This is a genomic window from Streptomyces carpinensis (assembly GCF_002154505.1).
GTDB classification, from domain to species: Bacteria; Actinomycetota; Actinomycetes; order Streptomycetales; family Streptomycetaceae; genus Streptomyces; species Streptomyces carpinensis.
Map to the genome: position 1 here is coordinate 1 of NZ_MUBM01000146.1, position 14,101 is coordinate 14,101.

Annotated in this window: 15 protein-coding genes and 1 riboswitch; of the genes, 8 read left to right on the plus strand and 7 right to left on the minus strand. The window is 72.6% G+C overall.

The features are described from left to right. Positions 1–173: 173 nt before the first annotated feature. A complete protein-coding gene (locus BZY54_RS19725; protein ID WP_086726506.1) occupies positions 174–425 on the plus strand; it encodes a (2Fe-2S)-binding protein in 252 nt (83 codons plus the stop codon). Between the two features lie 95 nt (positions 426–520). Here the strand turns inward: BZY54_RS19725 and bfr are convergent, their stop codons facing one another. Further along, positions 521–1,039 carry a bacterioferritin gene (gene bfr / locus BZY54_RS19730; protein WP_086726507.1) on the minus strand — a complete coding sequence of 173 codons (519 nt, stop codon included), beginning with the start codon at positions 1,037–1,039 and terminating at the stop codon, positions 521–523. 154 nt (positions 1,040–1,193) lie between these two features. Between bfr and BZY54_RS19735 the strand changes: the two genes are divergently transcribed. Then, the gene (locus BZY54_RS19735; protein WP_086726508.1) at positions 1,194–1,874 is read left to right on the plus strand and encodes a sulfite oxidase-like oxidoreductase; all 681 of its coding nucleotides are present in this window, start codon (positions 1,194–1,196) and stop codon (positions 1,872–1,874) included. A 36-nt stretch (positions 1,875–1,910) separates the two neighbouring features. Here BZY54_RS19735 and BZY54_RS19740 read toward each other — a convergent pair whose 3' ends face one another. From BZY54_RS19740 to thiO, 5 genes are all read right to left on the minus strand, one after another. Beyond that, on the minus strand, positions 1,911–2,819 hold the full coding sequence (locus BZY54_RS19740; RefSeq protein WP_086726509.1) for a deoxyribonuclease IV: 909 nt from the start codon (positions 2,817–2,819) through the stop codon (positions 1,911–1,913). A gap of 103 nt (positions 2,820–2,922) precedes the next feature. Continuing rightward, a complete protein-coding gene (gene pknB / locus BZY54_RS19745) occupies positions 2,923–4,857 on the minus strand; it encodes a Stk1 family PASTA domain-containing Ser/Thr kinase (protein WP_167414027.1) in 1,935 nt (644 codons plus the stop codon). 111 nt (positions 4,858–4,968) lie between these two features. Next, complete coding sequence (locus BZY54_RS19750) at positions 4,969–5,763, minus strand: thiazole synthase (RefSeq protein WP_086726511.1); 795 nt, start codon at positions 5,761–5,763, stop codon at positions 4,969–4,971. Between the two features lie 3 nt (positions 5,764–5,766). Continuing rightward, a complete protein-coding gene (gene thiS, locus BZY54_RS19755) occupies positions 5,767–5,967 on the minus strand; it encodes a sulfur carrier protein ThiS (RefSeq protein WP_086726512.1) in 201 nt (66 codons plus the stop codon). Beyond that, entirely contained in the window at positions 5,964–7,130 is a 1,167-nt protein-coding gene (thiO, locus tag BZY54_RS19760; RefSeq protein WP_086726513.1) for a glycine oxidase ThiO, read from the minus strand. Before thiO ends, thiS begins: the two co-directional genes overlap by 4 nt. After that, a riboswitch (TPP riboswitch) is annotated at positions 7,128–7,239 on the minus strand. It overlaps the preceding gene by 3 nt. Positions 7,240–7,291: 52 nt before the next feature. Here thiO and BZY54_RS19765 point away from each other — a divergent pair. The 6 genes from BZY54_RS19765 to BZY54_RS19790 all read left to right on the plus strand — a co-directional run bounded on the left by BZY54_RS19765 (position 7,292) and on the right by BZY54_RS19790 (position 12,343). Then, a complete protein-coding gene (locus BZY54_RS19765; protein WP_086726514.1) occupies positions 7,292–7,633 on the plus strand; it encodes an avidin-fold protein in 342 nt (113 codons plus the stop codon). 117 nt (positions 7,634–7,750) lie between these two features. After that, positions 7,751–8,980 (plus strand): NAD(P)/FAD-dependent oxidoreductase, encoded by a 1,230-nt coding sequence (locus tag BZY54_RS19770; protein WP_086726515.1) that lies wholly within the window; start codon positions 7,751–7,753, stop codon positions 8,978–8,980. Positions 8,981–9,071: 91 nt separating this feature from the next. Next, entirely contained in the window at positions 9,072–9,437 is a 366-nt protein-coding gene (locus BZY54_RS19775; protein WP_030641990.1) for an Rv2175c family DNA-binding protein, read from the plus strand. A 123-nt stretch (positions 9,438–9,560) separates the two neighbouring features. Continuing rightward, positions 9,561–10,223 carry a thiamine phosphate synthase gene (thiE, locus tag BZY54_RS19780; RefSeq protein ID WP_086726516.1) on the plus strand — a complete coding sequence of 221 codons (663 nt, stop codon included), beginning with the start codon at positions 9,561–9,563 and terminating at the stop codon, positions 10,221–10,223. A 150-nt stretch (positions 10,224–10,373) separates the two neighbouring features. Further along, positions 10,374–11,297, plus strand: coding sequence for a methylenetetrahydrofolate reductase [NAD(P)H] (metF, locus tag BZY54_RS19785; protein WP_086726517.1), 924 nt, complete (start codon positions 10,374–10,376; stop codon positions 11,295–11,297). A gap of 56 nt (positions 11,298–11,353) precedes the next feature. Continuing rightward, on the plus strand, positions 11,354–12,343 hold the full coding sequence (locus BZY54_RS19790; protein ID WP_086726518.1) for an SCO2102 family sporulation regulator: 990 nt from the start codon (positions 11,354–11,356) through the stop codon (positions 12,341–12,343). Positions 12,344–12,454: 111 nt separating this feature from the next. Here the strand turns inward: BZY54_RS19790 and BZY54_RS19795 are convergent, their stop codons facing one another. Then, entirely contained in the window at positions 12,455–14,002 is a 1,548-nt protein-coding gene (locus BZY54_RS19795; RefSeq protein ID WP_086726519.1) for a phytoene desaturase family protein, read from the minus strand. Positions 14,003–14,101: the final 99 nt, after the last annotated feature.

Below are 14,101 nucleotides of genomic sequence, written 5' to 3' on the forward strand. Positions count from 1 at the left end.
CCGCGACCAGTGAGCGGGTCGCCCGGTACCGACGGATGAGTGGGGCGCGGATCACATGCGATCCGCGCCCCGCCCCACTTTTGCCGGTCCGGGGTGCCGGGTAAGGTTAGGTTTGCCTCACCGAGAAGTCGGGACGGCACCACTGATCGATCCCGGCGGGAGGTGAGTCGCGCGTGTACGTCTGCAGCTGCTTCGGCATCACCGAACAGCAGGTCAAGCAGCACGCGAAGAACGGCGCCTGCACGCCCCGCCAGATCGCCTCTGCCTGCAAGGCGGGCACGGACTGCGGCGGCTGCGTACGGCGCATCCAGGCGTTGCTCGGCCGGGGCGCCTGCCCCCGCCGGGAACTGGCCGACCGGGGAACGTCGCCGTTCACCCGGCTTCCCCAGCCGGCCCCCGCGGCGGAGCTCGGCGACGCCGCCTAGCCCTTCTGTGTGACCCTTCGCGCCGAGACCCGGCGTCCGGGCCCGGGGTCGGGACCCGGTGCGGATCTCGTGGCGGTGTGGGGCCGGTGCTCCGGCTAAGGCGTCGAGAAGCCGTGCGTGCCCGGGCCCGAGGGGTCCGGTTGGCTCTGCTCGATCACCGTCGACAGGTAGAGGGCCTCGCCCAGTTTGTCCACCAGCTCCAGCTGGGTGTCCAGGTAGTCGATGTGGTGTTCCTCGTCGGCGAGGATCGCCTCGAAGATGTTCGCCGACGTGATGTCCCCCTTCTCGCGCATCACGTCGACGCCCCGGCGCAGCCGGTCGATGGCCTCGACCTCGATCTGCCGGTCGGCCCGGAACATCTCCGTCACCGTCTGTCCTACCTGCACATGGAAGAGCCGCTGGTAGTTGGGCAGGCCGTCGAGCAGCAGGATGCGGTCGGTCAGGAGCTCGGCGTGCCGCATCTCGTCGAAGGACTCGTCCCGGGTGTACTTGGCGAGCTTCGTCCACCCCTTGTGGTCCTGCAGCTTCGCATGCAGGAAGTACTGGTTGATGGCGGTGAGCTCGGCGGTCAACTGCTCGTTGAGCAGTTCGATGACCTCGGGGTCGCCTTGCATCCTGACGGGCTCCTTCCGGACGAGTCTGGGCCGATAGCGCCGCATGATTGCACCGGCGTACAGAGCCGTCCAGTAAGTGCACACTTAGTGTAATCGGTCCCATTCGTACCCGGGCTGGTCATGTGCACCCCCTCCGGTCTGTCAGGATGGAGTCATGGGTCAGCCGGTGGAACGCGCATGTGGGGACGCGTCTGGAGCAGGTGCGAAAGGAGCGTCCGCGGCGGCGCCGCAAGGAGCGGCACAGCCCGAGCTTCCGCCGGGACAGCGGCTGCAACGCGGCTGGCCGGTCACGCACTACGGGCCCGTGCCCAAGTTCCGCCCCGAGCGCTGGGAGTTCCGGGTCTTCGGAGCCACCGCCGACGGCGAGAAGCACTGCTGGACCCACGAGGAGTTCACGGCTCTGCCGTACACCACCGTGGTGGCCGACCTGCACTGCGTGACGAAGTACAGCATGCTCGGCGCCGAATGGGGCGGCATCCCGGCCCGGACGATCCTGGACATCGCCCCGCCCGCGCCGAACGTCACCCACGTGATGGTGTGGGCCGAGTACGGCTTCAGCTCCAATCTCCGCCTGGCCGACTTCGGCTCCGAGCGCACCCTCTTCGCCACCCACAAGGACGGCGAACTCCTCACCGCCGAGCACGGCTTCCCGCTCCGCCTGATCGTCCCCCACCTGTACGCCTGGAAGGGCCCCAAATGGGTGCGGGGCGTGGAGTACATGACCGCCGACCGCCGCGGCTTCTGGGAGGAGCGCGGCTACCACAACCTCGGCGACCCCTGGAAGGAACAGCGCTACTCCTACCAGGAGGAGCCGGGCGACGGGCCCGAGCTCTGAGGTCGCGCCCGCAATCCCGGGGCCGACCCCGCCTCCTCAGCCGTCCCTGAGCCTCTTCAGGCGCGCCACGTCCGCCGCGTGGCCCTCCTTGCGGCCGGGGGTCTCGATGATCAGCGGGACGCCCTCGGTGGCGGGATGGGTCATCAGGGCGCGGAAGGGATCCTCACCGATGTGGCCGGCGCCGATGTTCTCGTGCCGGTCCTTGTGCGCGCCCACCACGTCCTTGGAGTCGTTGGCGTGGATCAGCCTCAGCCGGCCCGCGCCGACCGTGTCCACCAGCAGGTCCAGTGTCTGGTGCATGCCGTTCGGACCGGTCAGGTCGTGCCCGGCGGCGAAGACGTGGCAGGTGTCCAGACACACGCCCAGCCTGGGATGGGCGTCCAGTGCCTCGAAGTACGGCCCGAAGTCCCAGGTGCGGGAGCACAGCGAGGCGCCCTGCCCCGCGGTCGACTCCAGGAGCAGGTACGGATCGTCGTCGTGGGTGAGCTCGTCCAGCAGCGGCAGCAGGTGCTCGCGCACCTGCTTCAGCGCCACCGCCCGGTCCCGGCCACCGGTCGCGCTGCCCGTGTGCACGACGACGCCGAGCGCGCCGATCTCCCGGCCGCGCCGCAGCGAGTGCCGCAGCGACTGGACCGACCGCTCGACGGTCGCCTCGGTGTGCGAGCCGAAGTTGATCAGGTACGGCGCGTGCACGTACGCCGGGATCGACTCCTCGGCGCAGGCCGCGCGGAACTCCTCGTCCTGCCGCCCACTGCCCACGGGCGTGGCCCAGCCCCGGGGATTGGCGACGAAGACCTGCACGGTCTCGGCGCCCAGCTCACGGGCGTAGGACAGGCCCACGGAGTTCAGGCCGCCCGCCACGGGGACGTGGCTGCCGACGGGGTTGCGCGAGCGGCCCGGGGCGGCCGGGACGGCGCGGGGAGTGGGGGACTGCTGACTGCTCACCCGTTCAGGGTGTCACGTGGCCGGCCGCCGCCGGCCACGGGCCGTCGTGATCCCGGTCTCCTCACCTCGGGCCGTGGCCGTCCGCGACCGACGGCCATCGCCGTCACCGGATGGTGATCGTTATCGTCGAGCCCTTCGGCGCCCGGTCGCCGCCCTGCACCGACTGCTTCTTGACGGTGTCGCCGAAGAACCCGAGGATCCCGCGGTCCTCCTCGACCTTGAAGCCGGCCTGCTGCAGCGTCTTCTTCGCGTCGTCGACGCTGTCGCCGGTGACGTCCGGCACCTCGACCATCTCCGGGCCCTTGGACAGCGTCAGCGTGACCGTGTCGCCCTCGGCGGCCTTGCCGCCGCCGGCCGGGGACTGCTCGGCGACCTGCCCCTTGTCGAACTGGGAGTTGACCTGCTGGGGGGAGACCGTCACCTTCAGGCCGGCGTCCTGCAGGTCGGACTTCGCCTCGTCCACGTCCTCGCCGGTGACGTCCGGCACGTCCACCGGGTGGCCCTTGCTGACGACGAGCGCGATCGCCGAGCCGGCGTGCCGCTCCGTGCCCGCCGCGGGGTCCGTGCTGACCACCGAGCCCTTGGGGACGTCCTCGCTGAACGCCCGGCTCACCATGCCCGGCTCCAGCCCGGCCTTCTTCAGCGCCCGCTGCGCCTGGCCCAGCGGGCGCCCCTCCAGCCCGGGCACCTTCACGGTCTCCGGCCCGTCGGAGACGGTCAGCGTCACCGAGTCGTTGCTGCGGATCCGGGCGCCCGCCTCGGGGTCCGTGCTGATGACCGTGCCCCGCTGGACCGTGTCGCTGTAGGCGTGCTTGACGCCCTTGACGTCGAGACCGGCCTCCTTGAGCCGCTGCCTCGCCTGCGTCTCCGTCTTCGCCAGCAGCGGCGGGACCTTGGTGAACTGGCCGGAGTTGATGTACCACACGCCACCGCCGAGCCCGAGGGCCAGCAGGACGGCGGCGACCACGGTCAGCAGGGCACGCCGGGGCCGGCGGCCGGGACGCCGCGGGGCGGGAGGGGCCTCCAGGCGGCTGGTGCGATTGAGGGCCGTCTCGGCCGCTGAGGCCTCGCCGTCCTCGTCGACGGGCAGCGGGCGCGGCACGGTCAGCGCGCGCGGGATCACGCTCGTGCGGTCCTCGGCGTTGTCGTGGCCCTGGGTGAGGGCCTGCGGCGGTACCGCGTCCAGCTGTTCCGGGCCGAGCGCCGCGCGGGCCTCGCGGACCCGCGCCAGCAGCGCCACCGCGTCGTGCGGCCGCACGTCCGGGGTGCGGGCGGTGGCCGTCGCGACCAGCTCGTCCAGCTCGTACGCCAGCCCGGGCACGGCGGCCGACGGGGCCGGCACGTCCTCGTGGAGGTGCTGGTACAGCACCTGGGCGGGGTTCTCCCCCTGATGGGGCTTGCCGCCGGTCAGCATCTCGTAGAGGACGACACCGCACGCGTACACGTCGACCCGGGGGTCGGCGGTGCCCTGTTCGATCTGCTCGGGGGCGAGGTAGGAGACGGTGCCGAGGACCGTGCCGGTGGTGCTGGTCACCGTGTTCACGGCCCGCACCAGTCCGAAGTCGGCGACCTTGACCCGGCCGTCGTCCCCTATCAGGACGTTCTCCGGCTTCATGTCGCGGTGCACGAACCCGGCGCGGTGCGCGGCGCCGAGCGCGGCGAGCACCGGCTCCAGGATGTCCAGCGCGGCGCGCGGCTGCAGCGCCCCGCGCTCGCGCAGCACGTCGCGCAGGGTGCAGCCGGGGACGTACTCCATGGCCAGGTAGACGTACGACCCGTCGGTGCCCTGATCGAACACCTGCACGACGTTGGGGTGGTCCAGGCGGGCGGCCGACTTGGCCTCGCGTATGAAGCGCTCGACGAAGGAGCCGTCGGCCGCGAGCGATGGGTGCATCACCTTGAGCGCGAGGACGCGGTCCAGGCGGGTGTCCAGGCCCCGGTAGACCGTGGCCATCCCGCCGACGGCGATCCGCGCGTCGACGCGATAACGGCCGTCGAGCACCTGCCCGACGAGAGGGTCCTGAAGGGTCGTATCCACGCAGGCGAGTCTACGAGCCGCGACGGACACCCACGCGTCTCAGCCGGGCTCGGCAGCGCTACTGAAGCCGACCTGTGACGCGGTACACACAGCCCACGGGCAGTCGGCTCTCTAGAAGGCCGGGCGCTCGGGGTCCAGCCTGGCCAGGCCCTCCGTCGGAGAGGACGCCTCGGCGAAGTGCCGCTTGGGGATGCGCCCGGCCAGGCGGGCCAGCCGCCCCGCCGCCACCGCGTGCCTCATCGCCTCGGCCATCACCGCCGGCTCCTGGGCCCGCGTCACCGCCGAGGCGAGCATCACCCCCGCACAGCCCAGCTCCATGGCCAGCGACACGTCCGAGGCCGTGCCGGCGCCCGCGTCCAGGATCACCGGCACGCGCGCGTGCTCGACGATCAGCTGGAAGTTGTGCGGGTTGCGGATGCCGAGCCCGGAACCGATCGGCGAGCCCAGCGGCATGATCGCCGCACAGCCCACGTCCTCCAGCTTCCGCGCGAGCACCGGGTCGTCGTTCGTGTACGGCAGCACCGTGAATCCGTCGTCGACGAGCGTCTCCGCCGCGTCCAGCAGTTCGATCGGGTCAGGCAGCAGCGTCCGCTCGTCGGCGATGACCTCCAGCTTGATCAGGTCGGTGCCCAGCGCCTCGCGCGCGAGGCGGGCCGTGAGCACCGCCTCACCCGCCGTGAAGCACCCCGCCGTGTTGGGCAGCACCCGGATGCCCAGCTTCTCCAGCACCGACAGCACGGAACCGTGCACCGAGGGGTCCACCCGGCGCATCGCGACCGTGGTCAGCTCCGTACCGGACGCCACCAGGGACCGCTCCAGCACATCCAGGCTGGGCGCACCGCCCGTGCCCATGATCAGCCGGGACGTGAAGGACGTACCACCGAGGACGAGGGGATCGTCGGCCATGGGTCAGCCCCCCTGCACGGCGGTCAGCACTTCGACGCGGTCGCCGTCGGCCAGGGGCGTGGACGACCACTGCGCGCGCGGGACGACGGTCTCGTTCAGGGCGGCGGCCACCCCCGAGGGCGCCGGGGTCAGGGACTGCACGACGGTGTCCAGAGCCGTGCCGGGCGAGAACTCCCGGGGCTCACCGTTGAGGGAGATGTTCATGCGGGCTGCTCCGTGAGGGCGGCGGCACGAAAGCGCCGCGGGGTGAAGGGACGGGCCTCGTCCGGCAGTTCGCCGGTGGTCAGGACGTGCGCCATGGCGTCACCGGTGACCGGCGTGAGCAGCACGCCGTTGCGGTAGTGCCCGGTGGCCAGCAGCAGCCCGTCCAGCTCGGTCGGGCCGAGCAGCGGCGCGTTGTCCGGCGAGCCGGGACGCAGCCCGGCCCGGGTCTCGGTCAGCGGCAGCTCGGTGATCCCGGGGACCAGCTCGTGCGCGTCGCGCAGCAGCTCGTACACACCGCCCGCCGTCACCGTCGTGTCCCAGCCCAGCTCCTCGCTGGTGGCGCCGACGACCAGCTCGCCGCTGAGCCGCGGCACCAGGTACACCTGGCTGCCGCGCACCACGGCCCGCACGGTGCGGCTCAGGAACGGCGCGTACCGCTTCGGCACGGTCAGCCGCAGCACCTGCCCCTTGACCGGCCGGACCGGCGGCAGCACCTCGTCCGGCACCCCCGCCAGCCGCCCGCTGAGGCTGCCCGCGGCGAGCACCACCTGCCCCGCGCCGAGCTCCGTGCCGTCGCGCAGCACACAGCCCGCGGCCCGCTCCCCCCGCACGGTGAGCCGCTCGGCCCACGCGCGGTGGAAGAGCACCCCGGACCGCTCGCACGCGGCCACCAGGGCGGCGGCGAGCCGCCGGGGATCGATCTGGTGGTCGCCGTCCACCCGCAGACCGCCGCGCACACCCGGCGCGAGCATCGGCTCCAGGCGCCGGCAGTCCCGCCCGGACAGCCACTGCGACTCCAGCCCCGAGGCGCGCTGCAGGTCGTGCAGTTCCCGTAGGTGGGCACGGTCGTCGGCGTCCAGCGCCACGGCGAGTGTGCCGCAGCGGCGGTAGCCGAGGTCGTGGCCGGTCAGCTCGGTCAGCTCGGCCGCGAAGTCCGGATAGCGGCGGGCCGAGGCGAGGTTGAGCCCGAGCAGGGTCTGCTCGCCGTAGTGCAGTTCCGTGACGGCGGCCAGCATCCCGGCCGCCACCTGCGCGGCCCCACCGCCCGGCTCGGGATCCACCACGGCCGTGGCGAACCCGCGCTGCGCCGCGCGCCAGGCCGTCACGAGCCCGATGATCCCGCCCCCGACGACGAGGACGTCTGACGTACGTGGCAACGACATGGGCGTCCAGCCCCTCCCTTCGCCGGCATGACCCGGATCAGGTTCGTACGGTCGGAGGCCGCCAGCCTCCCTCTCAGCCCGGTGCGTCCGGGCTCCCGCGAGTGCTTGTACGGTGGCCACCCTAGCCCCTGGAGCAGCGCACTTGTAAGGGAGCCTCTCGCATGCCGCGCTCGTTGGACGGTCTCGTGCTCGCCCCCGTCGCCGATCAGGCACCGGGCCAGGTGGGCACACGCACCCGGTTCCGCTACCACGAGCGGGACGGTGTGATCTGGGCCGCTTACGCGGGCGGTGACGTCGTACGCGGCCATCTGGTGGGTACCCGCGAGGAAGACCGGCTCGACTTCCGGTACGTCCAGCTGCGGCACGACGGGACGACGTCCTCCGGACACTGTGTGTCCACGGTGGTCGAACTGCCCGACGGACGGCTGCGGTTGGAGGAGACGTGGGAGTGGGAGTCGCGGCCGGGCAGCGGAACCAGTGTGGTGGAGCAGGTGACCGGGTGACGCGGGTGGTGGCTGCGGTCGCCGTGGCTGCTGCGGTTGCAGCGGCTTCAGCGCCTGTGGAGGAGGCCACTCCGCACGCCTCCGACTGACAGTACGTCAGCTGACTATGGTGATCAGGTGAGCGAGCAGACGCAGGAACAGGGCATGTCACAGCCGCGGCGCGTGGTCGTCGTGGGCGCGGGCATGGCCGGCGTGCAGACCGCGGTGGCCCTGCGCGAGCAGGGCTTCACCGGCACCGTCACGCTGATCGGCGCCGAGCCCCACCAGCCCTACGACCGGCCGCCGCTGTCCAAGGCCGTCCTGCTCGGCAAGGCCGAGGGTTCGGCCTTCGACGTCGACTTCGAGTCGCTCGCCCTCGAACTGCGGCTCGGCTGCGAGGCGCTCGCCGTCCGCGCCGACGCGCATGTGCTCGACACCTCCGAGGGGCCGGTGCCCTACGACGTCCTCGTCGTGGCCACCGGCGCCGAACCGATCCGGCTGCCCGGCGCCGAGGGCGTCCCCGGCATCCACCTGCTGCGCACCCTGGACGACGCCGAACGGCTGCGGCCCGTGCTCGCCGAGCAGCACGACATCGTGGTCGTCGGGGCGGGCTGGATCGGCGCCGAGTTCGCCACCGCCGCCCGTGAGGCGGGCTGCGGCGTGACGGTCGTGGAGGCCGCGGACCGGCCGCTCGCCGGGGCCCTGCCCGCCGAGGTGGCCGCGCCGATGAGCGCCTGGTACGCCGACAGCGGCATCGACCTGCGCACGCACGCGCGCGTGGAGCGTGTCGAGCCCGGCGCGGTGGTGCTCGACGACGGCACGCGGCTGCCCGCGGGCGCCGTCGTCGTCGGTATCGGCGCGCGCCCCGCCACCGCCTGGCTCGCCGGCTCCGGCATCGAGCTGGGCGAGCACGGGGAGGTGCTCGCCGACGACCACCTGCGCACGTCCGTGCCGGACGTGTACGCGGTCGGCGACTGCGCCTCCTTCCCCTCCCGGCGGTACGGCGAGCGCCTGCTGGTGCACCACTGGGACAACGCGCTCCAGGGCCCGCGCACGGTCGCCGCCAACATCATCGACCTGACCCCCGCCGCCTACGACCCGGTGCCGTACTTCTGGTCGGAGCAGTTCGGCCGCTTCGTGCAGTACGCCGGCCACCACACGTCCGCCGACACCACGGTCTGGCGCGGTGAGCCGTCCGGGCCGGCGTGGACGGTCTGCTGGCTGCACGGAAGCCGGCTGGTCGCTCTACTGGCGGTCGGCCGGCCGCGGGACCTCGCGCAGGGCAGACGGCTGATCGAGGCCGGCACGCCGATGGACCCGGACCTGCTCGCGGACCCGGCCAGGCCGCTGAAGGCGGCCACGGCGTAGGACGCCGCACGTGCGATGTTTCTCCGGCGTGTCCTCCCAGGTGGCCGGGCCTGACTTCCGACTGTCAGTGGCAGATGGCACGCTTGGTTCCGTGACCGAGATTGACGCGAAGATCGATGCTCTCGTCCCCGCCTGGCTCACCCTCCCCGACATCGCCGAAATGCTCGGCGTCGAGGTGACACGTGTGCGGCAGCTGGTCAAGGAGGGCCAGCTCATCGCCGTACGCCGTGGTGAGAACCGCGCGCTGCACGTCCCCGCCGCCTTCATCGACGGGGACAAGGTCGTCAAGGGCCTGTCCGGGACCCTGACGCTCCTGCGGGACGACGGCTTCACGGTCGAAGAGATGATCGAGTGGCTCTTCACCCCCGACCCGACCCTGCCCGGCACCCCCGCGCAGGCCCTGAGCGAGAATCGCGGCACGGAGGTGAAGCGCCGCGCCCAGGCGCTCGCCGTCTGACCGGCACCGCCTGAACGACCCGTCCGGCGTACGGGCCACGGCCGGGGCGGCCGCCGCCGCTCCGCCGCGGCCCGTACGCCATCGACACACGCGACACCGCACCGACAACGGGGGGATCCACCCATGTCCGACACCGCCGCAGCCTCCGCCCGCGACCGGCTCGCCGACGCGCGCCTGTACCTGTGCACGGACGCCCGTACCCGCCAGGGCGACCTGCCCGAGTTCCTCGACGCGGTGCTGGCCGGCGGGGTCGACATCGTGCAGCTGCGCGACAAGGGCATGGAGGCGGGCGAGGAGCTGGAGCACCTGGAGGTGTTCGCCGACGCCTGCGCCCGCCACGGCAGGCTGCTCGCGGTCAACGACCGTGCGGACGTCGCCCACGCCGCCCGCGCGGACGTGCTGCACCTCGGCCAGGGCGACCTGCCGGTGCCCGCGGCCCGCGCGATACTCGGTGACGACGTCCTGATCGGCCGGTCCACGCACGCCGAGTCCGAGGCCGCCGCGGCCGCCGTCCAGGACGGCGTGGACTACTTCTGCACGGGCCCCTGCTGGCCCACGCCCACCAAGCCCGGCCGCCACGCACCCGGTCTCGGCCTGGTGCGGTACACCGCATCCCTCGGCACCGAGCGCCCCTGGTTCGCCATCGGCGGCATCGACCTCGGCAATCTGGACGAGGTCCTCCAGGCCGGCGCCCGGCGCGTGGTCGTGGTCCGGGCGATCACCGAGGCCGACGACCCGGGCGCGGCGGCGGCGGAGTTCGCCAAGCGGCTGCGGCACGCGGGGTAGCGGGCAGGCGTCTCGCTTTCCGGACGGCTGGAACGCCCCGAGCACCCCATATCGGGCCGGGTTGTCCGATGGGTGGACAAGAACCCGACAATTGCGGCAAATTCCCACCGTCCGGTTGGGGGACCGCCGGACCCTGGCTAACCTGCGAGTATGGCCCTCGGCACCGCATCCACCAGGTCGGACCATGCCCGTACCGTGCGCGACATGCTCGCGACGGGCAAGACGACGTATTCGTTCGAGTTCTACGCCCCCAAGACCCCCAAGGGCGAGCGGAACCTGTGGAACGCGCTGCGCCGGGTCGAGGCCGTGGCTCCCGACTTCGTCTCCGTGACCTACGGTGCGGGCGGTTCCACCCGCGCGGGCACGGTCAAGGCGACCGAGGCCATCGCCTCCGACACCACCCTGACCCCGATCGCCCACCTCACCGCCGTCGACCACTCGGTGGCCGACCTGCGCAACATCATCGGGCAGTACGCCGACGCCGGGATCCGCAACATGCTGGCGCTGCGCGGCGACCCGCCCGGCGATCCGATGGGCGAGTGGGTGGCGCACCCCCAGGGCCTCACCTACGCCGCCGAACTCGTCGAACTGATCAAGGCGTCCGGTGACTTCTGCGTCGGTGTCGCGGCCTTCCCCGCGATGCACCCGCGCTCCGACGACTGGGAGGCCGACGTCCGTCACTTCGTCGACAAGTGCCGCGCGGGCGCCGACTACGCCATCACGCAGATGTTCTTCCAGCCGGAGGACTACCTGCGGCTGCGCGACCGGGTCGCGGCCGCTGGCTGCGAAACCCCGATCATCCCCGAGGTCATGCCGATCGCCAGTGCGAAGACACTGGCGCGGATCCCGTACCTCACCAATGCCGCCTTCCCGGCCGCGCTGAAAGAGCGGATCCTCACAGCACAAGACGATCCGACGGCGGTACGCTCCATTGGCATCGAGTTCGCCACGGAGTTCTGCGCGCGGCTGCTGGCCGAAGGTGTGCCCGGACTTCACTTCATCACGCTCAACAACTCCACGGCGACGCTGGAAATCTACGAGAACCTGGGTCTGCACCACCCACCGCGGGCCTAGACCGGCCGCATCCGCGTACGACACACTGCGGAACGGCCACTGGGAGAGGGGCGTACATGGGCTGGACGGTCCTCTACATCGCGTTCGGCATCGTCGCGCTGTGGCTGCTCGGTGAGGTGCTGCTGCAGTACAAGGCGCGGCTGCGCTGGCGGCTGCTCGCCTTCGCCGGCTTCCTGTGCGTCGTGCTCGGCGTTCTGATGCCGTCTGTTGTGGTGATCGGTGTGGGCGCCGCCGCGTTCGCGATCGGGCAGACCTACGTGACGCTGTCCTTCCGCCGCGGCTTCGCCGCCGGCTGGGCCGTCAGGCACCCGGGCGGCGAAGGCACCAAGCGACGCCGCGGCAGGGCCGAGCGCACGGACCCGACCCTGGAGGTCTCCGACCTCGAAGCCGCCGAGGCCGGGCACGACGGCCATGACGACACGGACGGCGCGGACGGCACGGTATCCCGTGACGGCCTGTCGTACGGGCACGACGACTACGAGCAGGACGACGTCTTCACCCCCGCCCGCCCCGCCGCGCCCACGGCCGCCGAGACCACCGCCGTGTACCAGCCGCAGCCCCTGCCCGACGACACCGGTTCCTACGGCGTCTACGGCGACTCCGGCCAGCAGGCCGGCCTGCCCCAGGACCAGTACGCCACCGCGGCCCAGGGCGCCGACCAGGGGTACGGGTACGACTACTCCGGCTACGGGCAGCAGAGTTACGGCTACGACGGCTCCGGCCAGCAGGGCTACGCCGCCTACTCGGACCCGTACATCGGAGACCAGAGCTACGGCGGCGCCTCCTACGACAGCGCCTACGGCGGTCAGCAGGGCTACGGGCAGCAGGACTACGGGCAGCAGGAATACGGCGCCCAGGACCCGTACGCCACGGGCGGCTACGGCGGCGAGACCCCGGCCGGCGGGGTGTGGGTCCCGCAGCAGCGCACCGACGACTCCTACGACGGCCAACTCCCGCCCGAGCAGCCCTACCCGTACCAGGGCAACGGTCAGGGCTACGGGCAGGCGCAGCACGGCGCCGGCTTCGACGAGCAGTACCGTTTCTGAACCGGGCTCCAGGACCGGGCCGGCCAGCAACCGGCCCGGATCGCGGACCCGGCCCCCAGTCCGGTCCCGCCCCTGAACCGGCTCAGCGACCGGGATACTCCCGGTGCCGCCTCACTGCGAGCCGCGGAACTCCGGTCCCTCCACGATCAGTCCGGCCACCAGCGCGCCCGACATCCCCGCGTGCGGCAGTCCGCCGCCCGGATGCGACCAGCCGCCCACGGTGAACAGGCCGTCGATTGCCGTGGAGTTCGCCGGGTGCAGCAGCCGGCCCCGCGCCGCGGCCAGCGCCGGCACCGGAACGGCCCCGCCCGCCGCGCCCGTTGCCCGGGCGATGTCGGCCGGGGTGCGCGTCTCGCGCCACAGGATGCGGTCGCGTAGACCCGGAACGGCCCGCTCGGCGGCGGTGATCATACGGTCGGCCTGTGCTTCCCAGGCCGCGCTGTCGGCCCGGCCCTCTCCTTCACGCAGTGCCGGGACCGTGGCCGTGAGTGTGATCGCCTCGTGCTCCAGGTCCGGGACCAGCGCCGGGTCGTCGGGGCGCGACACCGTGACCGTGGGCCGCGCGGGCATCTCCGGGGCCGTACCGAAGAGGGCGTCCAGCTCGGACTCGTGGTCGTCCGTGTGCACCACGGTGCGATGGGCCGTTCCCTCGGGACGGCCGCCGCGCAGCGCCAGCAGCACGGTCAGGCGGCTCGGCAGCCCTTGCTGCGCGGGCACTTGGCCCGCACCCCTCGGCGCCGCGCCCGCCACGAAGCTGCTCAGCGTCCCAGGTGCCACACCGGCGACCACGAAGTCCGCCTCCGCGACGCCTCCTCCCTCCAAGCCGGACGCCTGGGAGGCGCCCCCGGTGAACTCCAGGCCCGTCGCCCGGCCGTCCTTCTCGACGATCCGCACGACCTCGGCGCCGAAGACGAACTCGACCCTGCGGGCCAGGCACCGCTCGTACACCGCGCGTGCCAGTTCGCGCAGGCCGCCGCGGACGTACCAGACGCCGAAGGCGTGCTCGATGTACGGCAGTACGGCCGCGCTCGCCGGGGCGGTGCGGGGATCGAGGCCGTACGCGAGCGCGTGGCTCTCCAGGAGCGTGGCGAGGCGCGGATCGCGCAGCTCCCAGGTGCCGACCTCGGCGAGCGTGGCGGCGGTCCGGGTGCGCAGCAGGCGCTTGTGCGGGACCGCCGGATAGGGCTCACGCTCGGCCAGCACCGACCAGTTGGGCCACAGCGGTTCCTCCAGCAGGGGCCGGCGGGTGCGGTCCCATGCCTCGCGCGCCCGCACCAGGAAGTCGCCCCAGCGCTGCCCGGCGCCCGACCCGAGCGCCTCGTCCAGGGCGGTGACGACGCCCGCGCGCGAGGCGTTCGGCAGCGACACCTCGGTGCCGTCCGCGAACACGTGCCGTGCCGCCGGGTCGACCTGGACCAGGTCGACGCAGTCCTCCAGCGGCTCCTTGCCGGTCTTGACGAACAGGTCGCGGTAGACCGCGGGCAGCGGAAGCAGCCCGGGCCCGGTGTCGAAGGCGAAACCGTCCCGCTCGAGGCGGCGCACCGCTCCGCCATACGTCTCCGTACGCTCGTACACCGTCACCCGGTGGCCCGCGACGGCCAGCCGGGCGGCGGCCGCCATCGCGCCCGTCCCGGCGCCGATCACCGCAATCCGTGCCATGCCCGCGACTTTATCGACCACCACCGACAATCCCCGCTCCGGGGCGGTGACCCCCCGACCGGGGAAAGCCGCTGGTCACCGCCCCGGAGCGGGGATTGT

Excerpts from the sequence above, each read along its gene's own strand:
- BZY54_RS19750 (WP_086726511.1), bottom strand. The coding sequence starts at position 5,763 with ATGGCCGACGATCCCCTCGTCCTCGGTGGTACGTCCTTCACGTCCCGG.
- BZY54_RS19790 (WP_086726518.1), top strand. The coding sequence starts at position 11,354 with ATGGGCTGGACGGTCCTCTACATCGCGTTCGGCATCGTCGCGCTGTGG.
- BZY54_RS19765 (WP_086726514.1), top strand. The coding sequence starts at position 7,292 with ATGCCGCGCTCGTTGGACGGTCTCGTGCTCGCCCCCGTCGCCGATCAG.
- BZY54_RS19735 (WP_086726508.1), top strand. The coding sequence starts at position 1,194 with ATGGGTCAGCCGGTGGAACGCGCATGTGGGGACGCGTCTGGAGCAGGT.
- thiS (WP_086726512.1), bottom strand. The coding sequence starts at position 5,967 with ATGAACATCTCCCTCAACGGTGAGCCCCGGGAGTTCTCGCCCGGCACG.
- metF (WP_086726517.1), top strand. The coding sequence starts at position 10,374 with ATGGCCCTCGGCACCGCATCCACCAGGTCGGACCATGCCCGTACCGTG.
- thiO (WP_086726513.1), bottom strand. The coding sequence starts at position 7,130 with ATGTCGTTGCCACGTACGTCAGACGTCCTCGTCGTCGGGGGCGGGATC.
- BZY54_RS19795 (WP_086726519.1), bottom strand. The coding sequence starts at position 14,002 with ATGGCACGGATTGCGGTGATCGGCGCCGGGACGGGCGCGATGGCGGCC.
- bfr (WP_086726507.1), bottom strand. The coding sequence starts at position 1,039 with ATGCAAGGCGACCCCGAGGTCATCGAACTGCTCAACGAGCAGTTGACC.
- thiE (WP_086726516.1), top strand. The coding sequence starts at position 9,561 with ATGTCCGACACCGCCGCAGCCTCCGCCCGCGACCGGCTCGCCGACGCG.